Genomic DNA, 15,894 nt, shown 5'->3' on the forward strand with positions numbered 1-15,894 from the left:
GACTACGCGACAGCCGGCCTGCGAAGCTGGGCGTCATGCCGGTCTCCGCCCCTCCCCGCGCACGGTCCGCGCTCGCTCTTCGCGCGCGGTCCGCCCTCGTCGCGCTTCCCGTGCTCCTCTTCGCGCTGATCACCTGGCAGGTCGTCGCCGACGGGCCGCTGGTCGGGGTGGACGAGCGGCTGAGCGCGCGGCTCGTCCACCCCGACCGGTTCTCCGAGCTGCTGTCCGACCTGGGCAACGTGCAGGTGGCCGTGCCCGTCCTCGTCGTGGCGCTGGCGTACACGGCGTGGCGGGGCCGCGCCGCGGGTGCGGACCGCTGGTGGCTGCCGCCGCTGGCCGGGGCCGTGGCGATGGTGCTGGTCCCGGCTCTGGTCGTGCCGCTGAAGGAGTGGACCGACCGCCCCGGCACCCCGGCGGTGCCGCCGGCGACCGGCTACTACCCCTCCGGTCACACCACCACGGCGGTCGTCGCGTACGGCGCGGCGACGCTGCTGCTGCTCGGGCGGCTGCGTGCGCCGGCCGTACGCCGTGCGCTGGTCGCGCTGTGCGCCGTACTGGTCCTCGGCACCTCCTACGGCCTGGTGCGGCGGGGCTACCACTGGCCGCTGGACGTGCTGGCCGGCTGGTGCCTGGGGGCGGTGCTGCTGGCCGGGGTCGCCCTCGTGGCGGGCCGGGGTCCGGCGGGCGTCAGCCGAAGTACGCGTCGAAGTTCTTCTGGAACTCCCAGTTCGCGTAGCGGTCCCAGTTGATCGACCACGTCATCAGGCCGCGCAGCGCGGGCCAGGTGCCGTGGGTCGCGTACGACCCGCAGTCGGTCTTCCTGGTCAGGCAGTTCAGCGCCTTGGTGACCTCGGCCGGGGAGACGTGGCCGTTGCCCGCCTGGGTGGAGGCCGGCATGCCGATCGCCACCTGGTCCGGGCGCAGCGGCGGGAAGACGTTGTTCGCGTCGCCCGCGACCGGGAAGCCGGTGAGCAGCATGTCGGTCATGGCGATGTGGAAGTCGGCGCCGCCCATGGAGTGGTACTGGTTGTCGAGGCCCATGATGGAGCCCGAGTTGTAGTCCTGGACGTGCAGCAGGGTCAGGTCGTCGCGCAGGGCGTGGATGACGGGCAGGTAGGCCCCCGCGCGCGGGTCCTGGCCGCCCCACTTGCCGGTGCCGTAGTACTGGTACCCGAGCTGGACGAAGAAGGTCTCGGGCGCCATGGTCAGCACGAAGCCGGCGCCGTACCTGGCCTTCAGGGTCTTCACGGCCGAGATGAGGTTGACGACGACGGGGGTCTTCGGGTTCTTGAAGTCGGTGTCGTCGGCGTTCAGGGAGAGCGAGTGGCCCTCGAAGTCGATGTCCAGGCCGTCCAGGCCGTACTCGTCGATGATCGCGGAGACGGACGAGACGAACCTGTCGCGGGCGGCGGCGGTGGTGAGCTGCACCTGGCCGTTCTGGCCGCCGATGGAGATCAGCACCTTCTTGCCGGCTGCCTGCTTGGCCTTGATCGCGGCCTTGAACTCGGCGTCGCTCTCCACGTTCGGGCACTCGGTGACCGGGCAGCGCTCGAAGCGGATGTCCCCCGAGGTGACCGAGGTGGGCTCGCCGAAGGCGAGGTCGATGACGTCCCAGCTGTCGGGCACGTCGGCCATGCGGGTGTAGCCGGAGCCGTTGGCGAAGCTGGCGTGCAGGTAGCCGACCAGGGCGTGCGCCGGGAGGTCGGAGGAGCCGCCGCCGTCGTCGGGGCGCTGGGCGGTGGTCGCGGTGACGGTGGCCGAACGCGCGGACTCCCCCGCTTCGTTGACCGCGGCGACCTGGAAGGAGTAGGCCGTCGAGGGGGTCAGGCCGGTCACGGTGGTGGAGGTGCCGGTGACCGTGCCGACCTTGGTGCCGTCGCGGTAGACGGCGTACCCCGTCGCGCCCGGCACCGGTGACCAGGACAGGGCGACGCTGGAGGAGGTCACCGAGCCGGCCTTCAGGCCGCCGGGAGCCGCCGGGGGTTGGCCCGTCCCGCCGCCCGGTCCGGTGAGGGAGATGTCGTCGGCGTGGTAGGCGCCGGTGCCGTACCAGCCGTGGGTGTAGATGGTGACCTTGGTGGTGGACGGGCCGGTGCGGAAGGTGGTCGTCAGCCGCTGCCAGTCGGGGGCGGACTGGGCCCAGGTGGAGACGTCGGTGGTGCCGGTGCCGCTCGCGCCGAGGTAGACGTAGGTGCCCCGGACGTAGCCGGAGAGCGTGTACTGCGCGTCCGGTTTCACGGACACCGTCTGGGAGCAGCGCGCGTTGTCGGCGCCCGCGGGGGTGGCCTTCAGGGCGGCGGTGCCGCTGTGGACGGGCGAGGTGACGGTCGTACCCGCCGTGCAGGTCCAGCCGTCGAGCGCGGACTCGAAGCCGCCGTTGCGGGCCAGGTCCGCGTCGGCCGCACGGGCGGCCGACGTGAGCGCGGTCAGGCCGGACGCGGCGAGGGCCGCCGCGGTGAGCAGCGTGACGAGCGGGCGACGGGCGAGGGGTCTGGCGCGTTCCACAAGTGCCTCCGGACATGGGGGAGATGGGGAGGACGGAGCGCGCCCAACTTGGTCCAGACCAATTCGGTTGTCAACCCCTTGCGCACGTCACACCCGCTATCCCTCGCCCCCCTCCCCCGCGAGGGCCGCCGCCGCCTCGTGCATCGCCAGCTCCAGGAGCGAGGGATCGGAGAGGGTGCCGGTCCCGTCCGGCGGGATCAGCCAGCGGGTGCCGCCGGACGACAGCCCGCAGGGGTGGGGCACCACGATCCAGGTGCCGGGACCGGCGGTCCGGATGCCGGTGCCGACCCAGCGGGCCGCCGTGCCGGCCGGCACGAAGAAGCCCGTGCGCGCGTCACCGAAGTCGGCGAGGACCGGGCCGGGCTGGTCGAGCACGCGGGAGAGCACGTCCAGGGTCGGATAGCCGAGCCTGCTCGGCAGGATGAGCACGTCCCAGGCCTTGCCTGCGGGCAGCAGCGCGACACCCGAGGGGTCGCGCTCCCACTCCCGCCGGCAGGACTCGGGATCCGGTGCGACGGATGCCAGCCAAGCGACCGCCGTCTTGGCACCAGGCATGGAAAACCTCCCTTTCTCTCGTGGACGCGGGGTGCGTCACGAGGGAGAGGGAGGTCTGCCGGTGGCATTACGCGGGTTGCCGTGACTCGTTGGGGTGAACCGGATCACACGCCGGCGGGCCGCTCAGCTGTCGAAGCCGAGTCCGAGCCGGTCCATCGTCCGCAGCCACAGGTTGCGCCGGCCGCCCTGCGCGTCCGCGCGGGCCAGCGACCACTTGGTGAGCGCGATGCCGGTCCAGGCGAAGGGCTCGGGCGGGAACGGCAGCGGCTTCCTGCGCACCATCTCCAGCTCGGTGCGCTCGGTGCGCTCCCCCGACAGCAGGTCGAGCATCACCTCGGCGCCGAACCGGGTCGCGCCCACCCCGAGGCCGGTGTACCCGGCCGCGTACGCCACCTTCCCCCGGTGCGCGGTGCCGAAGAACGCGGAGAAGCGGGAGCAGGTGTCGATGGCGCCGCCCCAGGCGTGGCTGAAGCGGACGCCCTCCAGCTGCGGGAAGCAGGTGAAGAAGTGCCCGGCGAGCTTGGCGTAGGTCTCGGGGCGGTCGTCGTACTCGGCGCGCACCCGGCCGCCGTACGGGTAGATCGCGTCGTAGCCGCCCCACAGGATCCGGTTGTCGGACGACAGCCGGAAGTAGTGGAACTGGTTGGCGCTGTCGCCGAGGCCCTGCCGGTTCTTCCAGCCGATCGAGGCGAGCTGCGCGTCGGTGAGCGGCTCGGTCATCAGGGCGTAGTCGTAGACGGGGACGGTGTACGGGCGCACCCGCCGGACCAGGTTCGGGAAGATGTTGGTGCCGAGCGCGACCGTGCGGGCGCGGACCCCGCCGTAGGGGGTGCGTACGGCCATGCCGGCGCCGTACGACTCAAGGGTGAGCGCGGGGGTGTTCTCGTGGACGCGGACACCGAGGTCGAGGCAGGCCCGCTTGAGGCCCCAGGCCAGCTTGGCGGGGTTGACCATCGCCACGCCCCGCCGGTCCCAGAGGCCCGCCCGGAAGGTGGGTGAGTCGACCTGGTCGCGCACGGCGTCGGCGTCCAGGTACTCGATGCCCTCGGCGAGGCCCTTGCCGCGGATCTCCTCGTACCACTCCTCCAGCTCCCGGGCCTGGTAGGGCTCGGTGGCCACGTCGATTTCGCCGGTGCGCTCGAAGTCGCAGTCGAGTCCGTGGCGGGCGACCGCCTCCTCGATCGCGTCGAGGTTGCGGACGCCCAGCTCCTCCAGCTTGCGGATCTCGCCGGGCCAGCGGGTGAGGCCGTTGGACAGTCCGTGGGTGAGGGAGGCGGCGCAGAATCCGCCGTTGCGGCCGGAGGCGGCCCAGCCCACCTCGCGGCCCTCGATCAGCAGCACGTCCCGGCCCGGGTCGCGCTCCTTGGCGATCAGCGCGGTCCACAGTCCGCTGTAGCCGCCGCCCACCACCAGCAGGTCGCAGGTCTCGGCTCCGGTGAGGGCCGCCTCGGAGCGGGGACGGCCGGGGTCGTCCAGCCAGTACGGGACCGGCTGGGCGTCGGAAAGGGATTTCGTCCAGTCGTTGCTGCGGCTCATGGCGCTCGGGGCCATGATTTCAACTCCCTACGGATACGGCTGAGGTGCTCTATGCCTTGCGGCGGTTTCGGCGGTTGCCGATGATCATGGAGGTCAGGACGAACAGTACGGCGATGACGAACATGGCCGTGCCGACGACATTGATCTGAACGGGCGTTCCGCGCTGCGCCGATCCCCAGACGAACATGGGGAAGGTGACGGTGGAACCCGCGTTGAAATTGGTGATGATGAAATCGTCGAAGGACAGTGCGAAGGCGAGTAGCGCGCCGGCCGCGATGCCGGGAGCGGCGATCGGCAGGGTGACCCGGACGAAGGTCTGGAAGGGACCGGCGTACAGGTCCTGCGCCGCCTGCTCCAGTCGCGGGTCCATCGACATCACGCGCGCCTTGACGGCCGTCACGACGAAGCTGAGGCAGAACATGATGTGGGCGATCAGGATCGTCCAGAAGCCCAGCTGAGCACCCATGTTGAGGAAGAGGGTGAGCAGCGAGGCGGCCATCACGACCTCGGGCATCGCCATCGGCAGGAAGATCAGCGAGTTGATCGCGCCCCGCGCGCGGAAGCGGTAGCGCACCAGAGCGAAGGCGATCGCGGTGCCGAGCGCGGTGGCGCCCAGCGTCGCCCACAGGGCGATCTGGAGGCTGAGCGAGAGGGAACCGCACAGCCCGGCGACCCCGCACGGGTCCTTCCAGGCGTCCGTGGAGAATTGCTGCCACTCGTAATTGAAGCGCCCGTTCGGCTTGTTGAACGAGAACACCGTGACGACGACGTTGGGCAGCAGCAGATAGGCGAGTGTCAGCAGTCCGGCGATCACGACCACATGGCGCTTGAACCAGTTGACGAAGGTCATTTAAACGAGATCCTCCGTCCCGGACCTGCGGATGTAGAAGGTGACCATGGCCAGGATCGCGGCCATGAGGATGAACGAGAGCGCCGCCGCCGTCGGATAGTCCAGCACCCTGAGGAACTGGGACTGGATCACGTTTCCGATCATTCCGGTGTCGGCCGAGCCCAGCAGGGAGGCGTTGACGTAGTCGCCGGTGGCCGGGATGAAGGTCAGCAGCGTGCCGGAGACGACGCCCGGCATCGACAGCGGGAAGGTGACCTTGCGGAAGACCGTGGACGGCTTCGCGTACAGGTCCCCGGCCGCCTCGTGCAGCCGGCCGTCGATGCGCTCCAGGGAGGTGTAGAGCGGCAGGATCATGAAGGGCAGGAAGTTGTACGTCAGACCGCAGACCACCGCGAGCGGGGTGGCCAGCACGCGGTCGCCGGAGGTCCAGCCCAGCCAGCCGGTCACGTCCAGGACGTGCAGCGTGTTCAGGGCGCCGACGACCGGGCCGCCGTCGGCGAGGATCGTCTTCCAGGCCAGGGTGCGGATCAGGAAGCTGGTGAAGAACGGCGCGATCACCAGGATCATGATCAGGTTGCGCCAGCGTCCCGCGCGGAAGGCGATCAGGTACGCGAGCGGGTAGCCGAGGAGCAGGCACAGCACGGTCGCGGAGGCGGCGTAGGCCACCGAGCGCAGGAACTGCGGCCAGTACTCGGACAGCGCGTCCCAGTAGGTGGCGAAGTGCCAGGTGACCTTGTAGCCCTCCTCCAGCGAGCCCGTCTGCACGGAGGTGGAGGCCTGGTAGATCATCGGCGCCGCGAAGAAGACGACCAGCCACAGGATGCCGGGCAGCAGCAGCCAGTACGGCGTCCAGCGGCCCCGCTTGCGCGGGGGCTTCTTCTCGGGCGCGGCCGGGGTCAGGGGCGGCGGCGCCTCGGTGAGGGTGGACATCAGGCGGTCTCCCCCTCGGTGACTCCCGCGTCGATGTCCTGGTCGGCGTCGAGCCCGAAGGTGTGCGCCGGGTTCCAGTGCAGGACGACCTCGGCGCCGGGTGCGAGGCGGGGGTCCCGGTCGATGTTCTGGGCGTAGACCTCGAACTCGGGGCAGGCCGCGCAGTCCACGACGTACTGGGTGGAGACGCCGATGAAACTGGTGTTGCTGATCCTGCCGGTGATGCGGTTGCGGCCCTCGGGGATGGAGCCCGCGTCGTCGGCGTGGGTGAGGCTGATCTTCTCGGGGCGCACCCCGACCAGCACCTTGCCGCCGGCCTTCGCCGGCGCGGTGCACCGGGCGCCGGGCAGCACCAGCTTGTCGCCGGCCGCCCTGACCACGACGTCGTCGCCGCTGCGGGTGTCGACCTCGGCCTCGATGAGGTTGGAGGTGCCCAGGAAGTTGGCGACGAACGTGGTGCGCGGGTTCTCGTACAGGTCGGCGGGGGCGCCCAGTTGCTCGACGCGGCCCGCGTTCATCACGGCGACCCGGTCGGCCATGGTCATGGCCTCCTCCTGGTCGTGGGTGACGTGCACGAAGGTGATGCCGACCTCGGTCTGGATGCGCTTGAGCTCCAGCTGCATCTGGCGGCGCAGCTTGAGGTCGAGGGCACCGAGGGGCTCGTCGAGGAGCAGCACCTTGGGGTGGTTGATCAGGGCGCGGGCGACCGCGACGCGCTGCTGCTGGCCGCCGGAGAGCTGGTGCGGCTTCTTGCGGGCCTGCTCGCCGAGCTGCACCAGGTCGAGCATCTCGCCGACCTGCTTCTTCACGCTCTTGATGCCGCGCCGGCGCAGGCCGAAGGCGACGTTCTCGTAGATGTCGAGGTGCGGGAAGAGGGCGTAGGACTGGAAGACCGTGTTGACCGGCCGTTTGTAGGGCGGCAGCGCGGTCACGTCGTGGTCGCCGAGGTGCACGGTGCCGCTGCTGGGCTCCTCCAGTCCGGCGATCATGCGCAGGGTGGTGGTCTTGCCGCAGCCCGAGGCGCCGAGCAGGGCGAAGAAGGAGCCCTGCGGCACGGTCAGGTCGAGCGGGTGCACGGCGGTGAAGGAGCCGTAGGTCTTGCCGATGCCGGTGAGGCGGACGTCGCCGCCGCCCGTCGCGTCCGGCTGGTTCTTCGTCGGGTTCGTCGTCATCGTCGTCACGCCCCAGTGAGCTTCGCGAACTTTTCTTCGTAGGCCGTCTCTTCCTTCGCGCTCAGGGAGCGGAAGGAGCGCGACTTGGCCTGCATGGCCTTGTCGGGAATGATCAGCGGGTTGTTCGCCGCGTCCTCGTCGATCTTCGCCAGGTCGTCCTTCACGCCGTCGACGGGGCAGACGAAGTTGATGTAGGCGGCGAGTTCCGCGGCCGGGCCCGGCTCGTAGTAGTAGTCGATGAGGCGTTCGGCGTTCGTCTTGTGCCGTGCCTTGTTGGGGATCAGCATGTTGTCGCTCGACGTGACGTAGCCGCTGTCCGGGATGACGAAGTCGATGTCGGGGTTGTCCGCCTTGAGCTGGACGACGTCACCGGCCCAGGCCAGACAGGCCGCGAAGTCGCCCTTGCTGAGGTCGGACGTGTAGTCGTTGCCGGTGAAGCGGCGTATCTGGCCGCGGTCGACGCCCTTCTGGAGCCGGGCGATCGCCGCGTCGTAGTCGTCGTCGGTGAAGCGGGCCGGGTCCTTGCCCATGTCGAGCAGCGTCATGCCCATGGTGTCGCGCATCTCGGTGAGGAAGCCGACCCGCCCCTTGAGCTTCGGGTTGTCGAGCAGGTCGGAGACCGTCCCGACCTCGATCCCGTCCAGCGCCTTCTTGTTGTAGGCGATGACGGTCGAGATGCCCTGCCAGGGGTAGGAGTAGGCGCGGCCGGGGTCCCAGTCGGGGGTGCGGAACTGGGACGACAGGTTGGCGAAGGCGTGCGGCAGGTTGGCCGGGTCGAGTTTCTGGACCCAGCCGAGGCGGATCAGGCGGGCGGCCAGCCAGTCCGTGAGGACGATGATGTCGCGGCCGGTCTCCTGGCCCGCGGCGAGCTGCGGCTGGATCTTGCCGAAGAACTCGCTGTTGTCGTTGATGTCCTCGGTGTAGGTGACCTTGACGCCGGTGCGCTTGGTGAACGCGTCCAGCGTGGGATGCCGGCGGCCGCTCTCGTCGACGTCCATGTACTCGGTCCAGTTGGAGAAGCGGACCTGCTGCTCCTCCTTGGAGTGGTCCTCTGCGGAGACACCGCCCTCGGCCTTGCCGGCCGCCGGGATGCCGCACCCGCTCAGCAGACCGAGTCCGCCGGCCGCGAGCGCGCCGCCCGTGGAGGCGCGCAGCAGCGAACGGCGGGTGAGGGCGGCCCTGCCGCTCCTGAAACTGCGCCGCACGGCGGCCACTTGGGCGGTCGACAGGCGGTCGGGCTCGTACTGCTCCATGCGCGTGGGTGCCCTTTCGGGTGCGTCGGCCGTGGTCGGCGGCCTGTGTGACGGCTGTCGGTCCTATCGGTCCCCGAAGACGGTGCGGTGCCAGTCCTTGGCCGCCACCGCGGTGTTGTCGAACATGACGTGCTTGACCTGCGTGTACTCCTCGAAGGAGTAGGCGGACATGTCCTTGCCGTAGCCGGACGCCTTGTAGCCGCCGTGCGGCATCTCGCTGATGATCGGGATGTGGTCGTTGACCCACACGCAGCCCGCCTTGATCTCGCGGGTGGCGCGGTTCGCCCGGTACACGTCCCGGCTCCAGGCGGAGGCGGCGAGCCCGTACGGCGTGTCGTTGGCCAGCCGGATGCCCTCGTCGTCGGTGTCGAAGGGCAGCACGACGAGGACCGGACCGAAGATCTCGGACTGGACGACCTCGCTGTCCTGCGCGGCGTCCGCGACGAGGGTGGGCCGGTAGTAGGCGCCGTCCTTCAGGTCGCCCTGCGGTGCCTCGCCGCCGCACACCACGCGCGCGTAGCCGCGGGCCCGCTCGACGAAGGCGGCGACGCGGTCCCGCTGGACGTGGCTGACCAGCGGGCCGAGGTCGGTGCCGGGGGCGAAGGGGTCGCCGACGCGGACGGTGTCCATGAGGGCTGCGGTCCGCTCGACGAACGCCTCGTACAGGGGCCGCTGCACGTACGCGCGCGTGGCGGCCGTGCAGTCCTGGCCGGTGTTGATGAGCGCGCCCGCGACCGCGCCGTGCACGGCGGCGTCGAGGTCGGCGTCGTCGAAGACGAGGAAGGGGGCCTTGCCGCCGAGTTCCAGGTGGAGGCGCTTGACGGTGGCGGTGGCGACCTCGGCGACGCGCTTGCCGACGGCGGTGGAACCGGTGAAGGAGGTCATGGCGACGTCGGGGTGGCCGACGAGGTGCTCACCGGCCTCCCGTCCGGTGCCGCTGACGATGTTGATCACGCCGTCGGGGATGCCCGCCTCGGTCGCTGCCTGGGCGAACATCAGGGAGGTCAGCGGGGTGATCTCGGCGGGCTTCAGGACGATGGTGTTGCCCGCGGCGACGGCCGGGAGGATCTTCCAGGCGGCCATCTGGAGCGGGTAGTTCCAGGGCGCGATGGAGCCCACCACACCGATCGGCTCGCGCCGTACGTACGAGGTGTGCTCGCCCGAGTACTCCCCCGCCGACTGCCCCTGGAGGTGCCGGGCGGCGCCGGCGAAGAAGGCCGCGTTGTCCACCGTGCCCGGCACGTCGAACTCACGGGTCAGCTTCAGCGGCTTCCCGCACTGCAGGGACTCGGCGCGGGCGAAGTCCTCGGCACGGTCGGCGAGGACGGCGGCGAACCGGTTCAGGGCGTCGGATCGCTCGCCCGGGGTGGCTCCGGCCCAGCCGGGGAACGCCTCCCGGGCGGCGGCGACGGCCGCGTCGACGTCGTCGGGACCGGCCAGCTCGTAGGTCAGGACGTCGTCGCCGGTCGCCGGGTCGACGACGGTGTGCGTGCGTCCGGAGGTGCCCTTGGTCAGACGGCCCGCGATGTACTGGGCCCCGTCCGCGAAGCGGTCCTGGGCCGGGAATCGGTCCGGGGTGGCGTTGCCCGGGTTGTGCATGTCGGCTCTCCTCGGTCTCCCCGTGGTGGGGGCCGGCGTGGCTCAGGCTCGATGTGAGTGCCGATCCTGACAGAGCACTAGGCCTCCAACAAGTGATTCCGTTGTTGCCATTTGGTTACGCGACGGAATCTGTCGACCAGGTGTCGAGTCACCACGGAAAAGGCCGGACGGAGTGTCCGTGGCGCGTGCCAGACTCGCGTGCATGGCGAGAGTCACGGGGACAGAGCAGGTCACGGGGGTGGCGAGGGTGGGGACGGAACACATCGACGGCAGGGAGGCGCTGGTCGCACGGGCCCGGGCCGGCGAGCGGATCAAATACCTCTGCTTCTGGGGACACCGGCCGCTCCCGGACGGCGGGCTCGGGCCGAGCTGCCTGAGCCAGTGGTGGCCGTCGCCGTTCACCGTCGACCGGGTGGAGTACGCGACGGCGGAGCACTGGATGATGGCCGGCAAGGCCCGGCTGTTCGGGGACGCGGAGGCCGAGCGGCGGGTGCTGGCGGCCGGTCATCCCGCCGAGGCGAAGAAGGCGGGCCGGCTGGTGCGCGGCTTCGACGAGGCGGTGTGGGAGCGGGAGCGGTTCCGGATCGTGGTGGAGGGCAGCGTCCACAAGTTCGCCGCCGACCCGGCGCTGCGGGCGTTCCTGTTGAACACCGGCGAGCGGGTGCTGGTGGAGGCGAGCCCCCTCGACCGGGTGTGGGGCATCGGCCTGGCCGCGGACGACGGGGCGGCGACCGACCCGGAGCGCTGGCGGGGACCGAACCTGCTGGGCTTCGCGCTGATGGCGGCCCGGGAACGGCTGCGCGCGAACGGTGCGTGAGGGACGGCCCGGACCACCGACGGCGGGGGCGGCCCCGGACCACCGACGGCGGGGGCGGACCCGGAGACCGGCTGAGGGGGCGGACCCGGACCACCGCTGAGGGGGCGGTCCCGGGCCGCCCCCTCGCACAGCATGGGTCAGGCGGGTGGCACGGCCTGGATCAGGCGATGCTCATCAGGCTCGCGAAGGCGAGGAAGCCGAGCAGCGGCAGGATCACGGTGGCCGTGATGCCGAGCACGAGTCCGGCGGTCGCGGACCCCTTGTTGGTGGCCTCGCCCCGGGTGGCCCGTCCCCGGCCGATCGCGCCGAAGATGATCGCGAGGATGCCCAGGATGACGCCGAAGAACCAGAGGAAGAAGGTCAGGCTGCACACCACGCCGATGATGCCGAGGACCAGCCCCGTGGTGCCCATGCCGTTGCTCGGCTGCGGCGGCATGGCGTAGCCCGGAGCCTGCGGATAGCCCACCGGCGGGGCCGCCGGGTATCCCGCCCCCGCGTTCGGATAGCCGTACCCGGGCGTGCCGGGCCCGGACTGCGGGTACGCGTAGCCCCCGGCCGGCGGCTGTCCCGGCTGCGGCGGTGGCCCGTACCCCTCGGGTCCGGGATTGGTGTGCGACATGAAGTGCTCTCCCCTCGCTGGCGCTTGACATCGTAGAGGCAACCTCGCGGGGAGGAACTCAGCTTTCCGCGGTCACGGCGACCGGTGCGGGGCGCGGGGCGCCGTAGTAAGGGTCGTCGTAGCCCGAATCCTCGTTGATCGCGGCGGTGATCCCGATGGCGAGCAGCACGATCACGGCCACGCCGAGGACGATGCCGACGATGCCCATGACGAACCCGGCCTGCGCCTGCCCGTGGTTGTCGGCCAGGCCGCTCTCCGCCTTGCGGCGGCCCTTGACGCCGAAGACCACGGCGAGGACGCCGAGCACCAGGGAGACCACGCCGTACAGGCAGAACAGGGCGCAGGCGAGGATGCCCAGCACCATCGACGCGGTGCCCAGCCCGTTCTGCGGGGGCGCCTGCATGCCCGGCCAGCCGTAGCCCTGGCCGTATCCGGGGTAGCCGTACCCGCCGGGGACGCCGGCGCCCCCGGAGGCACCGGGGTGGCCGTACCCGTCCGGGACGCCCGGGCCGCCGGGCGCGATGGGCGGCGGTGGCACCGCGGCGTCGGAGGGGTCGAACCCGGCGCCGGGCATCGACGTGACCGTGGCCTGGTCGTGCAGGCCCGCCGGCGGCGGCCAGGGCGGCGGCGCGTCCGAGGCGGGAGGAGGCCCGAGCGGGTCCCGCGGCTGTGCCGGGCCCGTGCCCTTGTCCAGGGAGGGCCCGCTGCCCGGGGGCGCCCAGGGGTCGCGGTCGCCGGGGGACTCCCCGTCCGGCCGTATCTCGTCCGTCATGTCCTGTCCCCCCGGGTCGTTCGTGCCCGCCATGCTACGGTCCCGGGCCGCCGGCCGTCAGACCGGCCTACGATGATCCCCGAACGACCGATCAGCCGATCACCCGCGTCCCACCGCCGCCTCGTCCGGGGCCGGGGCGCCGCCCTGGGGAGGAACCTTGACCGAGCACCTCGTCGACCCCGACGTCCCGCGCGACCTGCACGCCTTCATCGCCGGACTGCCGAAGGCCGAACTGCACGTCCACCACGTCGGCTCCGCCTCCCCGCGCATCGTCTCCGAACTGGCCGCGCGCCACGCCGACTCCAAGGTCCCCACCGACCCCGAAGCCCTGGTCGACTACTTCACCTTCACGGACTTCGCGCACTTCATCGACGTGTACCTGTCCGTGGTCGACCTGATCCGCACCCCGGAGGACGTCCGGCTGCTCACCTTCGAGGTGGCCCGGGACATGGCCCGCCAGCAGGTCCGGTACGCCGAGCTGACCATCACGCCGTTCTCCTCCACCCGGCGCGGCATCGACGAGGGCGCCTTCATGGAGGCGATCGAGGACGCCCGCAAAGCCGCCGAGGCCGAGTTCGGGACCGTGCTGCGCTGGTGCTTCGACATCCCCGGCGAGGCCGGTCTGGAGTCCGCCGAGGAGACGACACGGCTGGCCACCGACGACCGGCTGCGCCCCGAGGGCCTGGTCTCCTTCGGTCTCGGCGGGCCGGAGATCGGCGTGGGCCGCCCCCAGTTCAAGCCGTACTTCGACCGGGCCATCGCCGCGGGCCTGCACTCGGTGCCGCACGCCGGCGAGACCACGGGACCGCAGACCGTGTGGGACGCCCTCACCCACCTGCGCGCCGAACGCATCGGGCACGGCACCAGTTCCGCCCAGGACCCCAAGCTCCTCGCCCACCTCGCCGAGCGGCGCATCCCGCTGGAGGTGTGCCCGACCTCGAACATCGCCACCCGCGCGGTGCCCACCCTGGACGAGCACCCGATCAAGGAGTTCGCCCGCGCCGGGGTCCTGGTGACGATCAACTCCGACGACCCGCCGATGTTCGGCACCGACCTCAACAACGAGTACGCCGTCGCCGCGCGGCTCCTCGGCCTCGACGAGCGGGGCCTGGCCGGCCTGGCGAAGAACGGGGTCGAGGCGTCCTTCCTCGACGCGCCGGGCAAGGCACGGATCATCGACGAGATCGACACGTACACCGCCGCCTGGCTCGCCTCCTGAGAGTTGCCGCCACCATGGACACCCCGCACGCCCTGACCGCCGTCGCCCACCGCGGCGATCCCTACCGGCACCGCGAGAACACCGTCGACTCGCTGCGTTCCGCCCTGGACCGGGGCGCGGACGCGGTCGAGACCGACGTGCGCCTGACCCGGGACGGCGTGCCGGTGCTGCTGCACGACGAGACGCTGAAGCGGCTGTGGCAGCACGACCGGCCGCTGCGCTCCCTGTCGGCCGAGGAGGTGCGCGGGCTGACGGCGGGCCGGGTGCCGACGCTCGCCGAGGCGCTGGCCGCGACCGGGGACGGCCGGCTGATGCTCGACCTGCCCGGCGGACCGGGCGAGCGGGCGGTGCGGCGCGTGGTGGACGTGGTGCGCGCGTGCGGGGCACGGGACCGCGTGTACTACACCGCGGGCGCCGCCGCCATGCTCGCCGTGCGCGCCGCCGACCCCGCCGCCGAGATCGCCCTGACCTGGACCACGGCGGCCCCGCCCCGGCCCGCGCTGCTGGCGGCGGTGCGGCCGCGCTGGCTCAACTACCGGTTCGGTTTGGTGAACCGGGCTCTGGCCGAGCGGGTCCACGCCGACGGCCTCCTGCTGTCCGTGTGGACGCCCGACACCCGTCGCACCATGCGCCGGCTGCGCGCCCTGGGCGTCGACTCGATCACCACCAACCGCATCGACGTCCTGTGCGCGCTGCGCGACCGAGGCGCGGCACCTCCCGTAGGGGGCACCCCGCACAACTTCCGCCACTCGTAGGGGCGGTCCCTGACCCCGGGGCCGGGGGTGCGGGCCCTCCTCGCCGACGATCCGGTGTGCCGCGGGGCGCGGTGAGGATGATCGACGACCGTCCGCCCCGGAACCTGGAGTCGTCGATGCCGTCGATGCGTGTCCGTACCTCCTTCGTCCTTGCCGCTTCCCTGGTACTCGCGCCGGCCGCGGGCCCACTGGCCGCCCCCGCGTTCGCCGCGCCGTCCACCACGACCGCCGGCGCGCACCGGCCGGACGCTCCGGACGTGCCCGACGCGAAGGCCCTGCGGGCCGCCCTCGCCATGGTCCCCGGCGAGGACGCCACGGCCGCTCTCGTCCGGGTCGGGCACCGGGACGGCAACTGGCACGGCAGCGCGGGCGTGCGCGAGCTGGACAGTGGCCGGCCGGCCCGCGCGGACGCCGTCTTCCGCGCCGGTTCGGTCACCAAGGTCGTCACGGCCGCCACCGTCCTGCGGCTCGCGGCCCAGGGCGACATCGACCTGGACGCGCCGGTGCAGGGCTGTCTGCCCGGCCTGTTCACCCCGGCCTTCGACAAGCCGATCAGCGTCCGCAACCTGCTCAATCACACCAGCGGCATCAAGGCGGGCGACGGGCTCGGCGACGACTTCGCCGAGCTGTACGCGCACCGCTTCGACACCCTCACCCCGCGCCAGGACGTGGCGTCGGCGATCGCGAAGGGGCCGGAGTTCGACCCGGGCGACCAGCAGCACTACCTCAACGTCAACTACACGATCCTCGGTTTCCTGATCGAGAAGGTGACGGGCCACTCCTACGCCGCCGAGGCCACGCGCCTGGTCCTGCGCCCGGCCGGGATGCGGCACACGTACTTCCCGGGCACCGACCCGCGCATCCGGGGCCCGCACAACCGGGGGTACCAGGCGGTGGAGCGGCCGGACGGGACGACGGAGCTGCTCGACGTGACCGAGTGGAACCAGGCGGACCGCTGGGCGGCCGGCGACATGATCTCGACGACGGCCGACCTGGAACGGCTGCTCACCCAGCTGTTCCGGGGCCGCATCGTGCCCCAGCCGCAGCTGGAGGAGATGTTCACGACCCCGCCGAACCTCCCGGATGCGACCCGCAGCGCGGGACTGGAGTACAAGAAGGTGGGCGACCAGGTCTTCTGGGGCAAGTCGGGCTCGCGCTACGGCTACAGCGCGCTCGTCGGCGCCACCCGCGACCTCTCGCGCACCCTGGTGTATTCGGTCAACTCCACCGACGCCAAGGATGCGGCGCCCGACCCGGTGCTCGACGCGATCACCGCGGCCGCGCTGAAGTAGCGCCGCGTCAGAGTCCCGCC

General features: G+C 71.6%; 15 protein-coding genes. 5 read left to right on the forward strand and 10 right to left on the reverse strand.

The features are described from left to right. Positions 1 to 35 precede the first annotated feature (35 nt). The gene (locus tag ACIBCJ_RS29080) at positions 36 to 749 is read left to right on the forward strand and encodes a phosphatase PAP2 family protein (protein WP_365981116.1); all 714 of its coding nucleotides are present in this window, start codon (positions 36 to 38) and stop codon (positions 747 to 749) included. Here the strand turns inward: ACIBCJ_RS29080 and ACIBCJ_RS29085 are convergent. The 8 genes from ACIBCJ_RS29085 to ACIBCJ_RS29120 form a co-directional block, all read right to left on the reverse strand. Next, positions 688 to 2,505: a glycoside hydrolase family 18 protein gene (locus tag ACIBCJ_RS29085; protein ID WP_365981117.1), complete on the reverse strand. Its 1,818-nt coding sequence runs from the start codon at positions 2,503 to 2,505 to the stop codon at positions 688 to 690. The genes ACIBCJ_RS29080 and ACIBCJ_RS29085 overlap by 62 nt on opposite strands. A 96-nt stretch (positions 2,506 to 2,601) precedes the next feature. Next, on the reverse strand, positions 2,602 to 3,060 hold the full coding sequence (locus ACIBCJ_RS29090; protein ID WP_362103762.1) for a hypothetical protein: 459 nt from the start codon (positions 3,058 to 3,060) through the stop codon (positions 2,602 to 2,604). A gap of 123 nt (positions 3,061 to 3,183) precedes the next feature. Further along, on the reverse strand, positions 3,184 to 4,611 hold the full coding sequence (locus ACIBCJ_RS29095) for an FAD-dependent oxidoreductase (RefSeq protein WP_365981118.1): 1,428 nt from the start codon (positions 4,609 to 4,611) through the stop codon (positions 3,184 to 3,186). Positions 4,612 to 4,645: 34 nt separating this feature from the next. After that, on the reverse strand, positions 4,646 to 5,446 hold the full coding sequence (locus ACIBCJ_RS29100) for an ABC transporter permease (RefSeq protein WP_362508497.1): 801 nt from the start codon (positions 5,444 to 5,446) through the stop codon (positions 4,646 to 4,648). Continuing rightward, on the reverse strand, positions 5,447 to 6,376 hold the full coding sequence (locus ACIBCJ_RS29105; protein ID WP_133889431.1) for an ABC transporter permease: 930 nt from the start codon (positions 6,374 to 6,376) through the stop codon (positions 5,447 to 5,449). After that, positions 6,376 to 7,548, reverse strand: a complete 1,173-nt coding sequence (locus ACIBCJ_RS29110; protein WP_365981119.1) for an ABC transporter ATP-binding protein — start codon at positions 7,546 to 7,548, stop codon at positions 6,376 to 6,378. The genes ACIBCJ_RS29105 and ACIBCJ_RS29110 overlap by 1 nt, the downstream gene beginning before the upstream one ends. A gap of 5 nt (positions 7,549 to 7,553) precedes the next feature. Next, on the reverse strand, positions 7,554 to 8,801 hold the full coding sequence (locus ACIBCJ_RS29115; RefSeq protein ID WP_365981120.1) for a spermidine/putrescine ABC transporter substrate-binding protein: 1,248 nt from the start codon (positions 8,799 to 8,801) through the stop codon (positions 7,554 to 7,556). 63 nt (positions 8,802 to 8,864) lie between these two features. Next, positions 8,865 to 10,400 carry a gamma-aminobutyraldehyde dehydrogenase gene (locus tag ACIBCJ_RS29120; RefSeq protein WP_362103757.1) on the reverse strand — a complete coding sequence of 512 codons (1,536 nt, stop codon included), beginning with the start codon at positions 10,398 to 10,400 and terminating at the stop codon, positions 8,865 to 8,867. A 202-nt stretch (positions 10,401 to 10,602) separates the two neighbouring features. On the opposite strand from ACIBCJ_RS29120, the gene ACIBCJ_RS29125 reads away from it, so the two are divergent. Beyond that, positions 10,603 to 11,217, forward strand: a complete 615-nt coding sequence (locus ACIBCJ_RS29125; RefSeq protein ID WP_365981121.1) for an NADAR family protein — start codon at positions 10,603 to 10,605, stop codon at positions 11,215 to 11,217. 160 nt (positions 11,218 to 11,377) lie between these two features. On the opposite strand, the gene ACIBCJ_RS29130 is transcribed toward ACIBCJ_RS29125, so the two are convergent. Both ACIBCJ_RS29130 and ACIBCJ_RS29135 read right to left on the reverse strand, forming a co-directional pair. Further along, the gene (locus ACIBCJ_RS29130; protein WP_362508483.1) at positions 11,378 to 11,836 is read right to left on the reverse strand and encodes a DUF4190 domain-containing protein; all 459 of its coding nucleotides are present in this window, start codon (positions 11,834 to 11,836) and stop codon (positions 11,378 to 11,380) included. A gap of 58 nt (positions 11,837 to 11,894) precedes the next feature. Beyond that, positions 11,895 to 12,608: a DUF4190 domain-containing protein gene (locus ACIBCJ_RS29135; protein WP_362508480.1), complete on the reverse strand. Its 714-nt coding sequence runs from the start codon at positions 12,606 to 12,608 to the stop codon at positions 11,895 to 11,897. Between the two features lie 157 nt (positions 12,609 to 12,765). Here ACIBCJ_RS29135 and ACIBCJ_RS29140 point away from each other — a divergent pair, with 157 nt between their 5' ends. The 3 genes from ACIBCJ_RS29140 (at position 12,766) to ACIBCJ_RS29150 (ending at position 15,874) form a co-directional block, all read left to right on the forward strand. Beyond that, entirely contained in the window at positions 12,766 to 13,827 is a 1,062-nt protein-coding gene (locus ACIBCJ_RS29140) for an adenosine deaminase (RefSeq protein WP_399283710.1), read from the forward strand. A 14-nt stretch (positions 13,828 to 13,841) separates the two neighbouring features. Beyond that, the gene (locus ACIBCJ_RS29145) at positions 13,842 to 14,582 is read left to right on the forward strand and encodes a glycerophosphodiester phosphodiesterase family protein (RefSeq protein WP_365981122.1); all 741 of its coding nucleotides are present in this window, start codon (positions 13,842 to 13,844) and stop codon (positions 14,580 to 14,582) included. Positions 14,583 to 14,707: 125 nt separating this feature from the next. Next, the gene (locus ACIBCJ_RS29150; RefSeq protein WP_365981188.1) at positions 14,708 to 15,874 is read left to right on the forward strand and encodes a serine hydrolase domain-containing protein; all 1,167 of its coding nucleotides are present in this window, start codon (positions 14,708 to 14,710) and stop codon (positions 15,872 to 15,874) included. The last annotated feature ends 20 nt before the right edge of the window (positions 15,875 to 15,894 follow it).

The organism is Streptomyces sp. NPDC051136, assembly GCF_044455745.1.
GTDB lineage: Bacteria > Actinomycetota > Actinomycetes > Streptomycetales > Streptomycetaceae > Streptomyces.

Excerpts from the sequence above, each read along its gene's own strand:
- ACIBCJ_RS29145 (WP_365981122.1), top strand. The coding sequence starts at position 13,842 with ATGGACACCCCGCACGCCCTGACCGCCGTCGCCCACCGCGGCGATCCC.
- ACIBCJ_RS29080 (WP_365981116.1), top strand. The coding sequence starts at position 36 with ATGCCGGTCTCCGCCCCTCCCCGCGCACGGTCCGCGCTCGCTCTTCGC.
- ACIBCJ_RS29130 (WP_362508483.1), bottom strand. The coding sequence starts at position 11,836 with ATGTCGCACACCAATCCCGGACCCGAGGGGTACGGGCCACCGCCGCAG.
- ACIBCJ_RS29105 (WP_133889431.1), bottom strand. The coding sequence starts at position 6,376 with ATGTCCACCCTCACCGAGGCGCCGCCGCCCCTGACCCCGGCCGCGCCC.
- ACIBCJ_RS29115 (WP_365981120.1), bottom strand. The coding sequence starts at position 8,801 with ATGGAGCAGTACGAGCCCGACCGCCTGTCGACCGCCCAAGTGGCCGCC.
- ACIBCJ_RS29120 (WP_362103757.1), bottom strand. The coding sequence starts at position 10,400 with ATGCACAACCCGGGCAACGCCACCCCGGACCGATTCCCGGCCCAGGAC.
- ACIBCJ_RS29125 (WP_365981121.1), top strand. The coding sequence starts at position 10,603 with ATGGCGAGAGTCACGGGGACAGAGCAGGTCACGGGGGTGGCGAGGGTG.
- ACIBCJ_RS29135 (WP_362508480.1), bottom strand. The coding sequence starts at position 12,608 with ATGACGGACGAGATACGGCCGGACGGGGAGTCCCCCGGCGACCGCGAC.
- ACIBCJ_RS29095 (WP_365981118.1), bottom strand. The coding sequence starts at position 4,611 with ATGGCCCCGAGCGCCATGAGCCGCAGCAACGACTGGACGAAATCCCTT.
- ACIBCJ_RS29090 (WP_362103762.1), bottom strand. The coding sequence starts at position 3,060 with ATGCCTGGTGCCAAGACGGCGGTCGCTTGGCTGGCATCCGTCGCACCG.
- ACIBCJ_RS29150 (WP_365981188.1), top strand. The coding sequence starts at position 14,708 with ATGCGTGTCCGTACCTCCTTCGTCCTTGCCGCTTCCCTGGTACTCGCG.
- ACIBCJ_RS29110 (WP_365981119.1), bottom strand. The coding sequence starts at position 7,548 with ATGACGACGAACCCGACGAAGAACCAGCCGGACGCGACGGGCGGCGGC.
- ACIBCJ_RS29100 (WP_362508497.1), bottom strand. The coding sequence starts at position 5,446 with ATGACCTTCGTCAACTGGTTCAAGCGCCATGTGGTCGTGATCGCCGGA.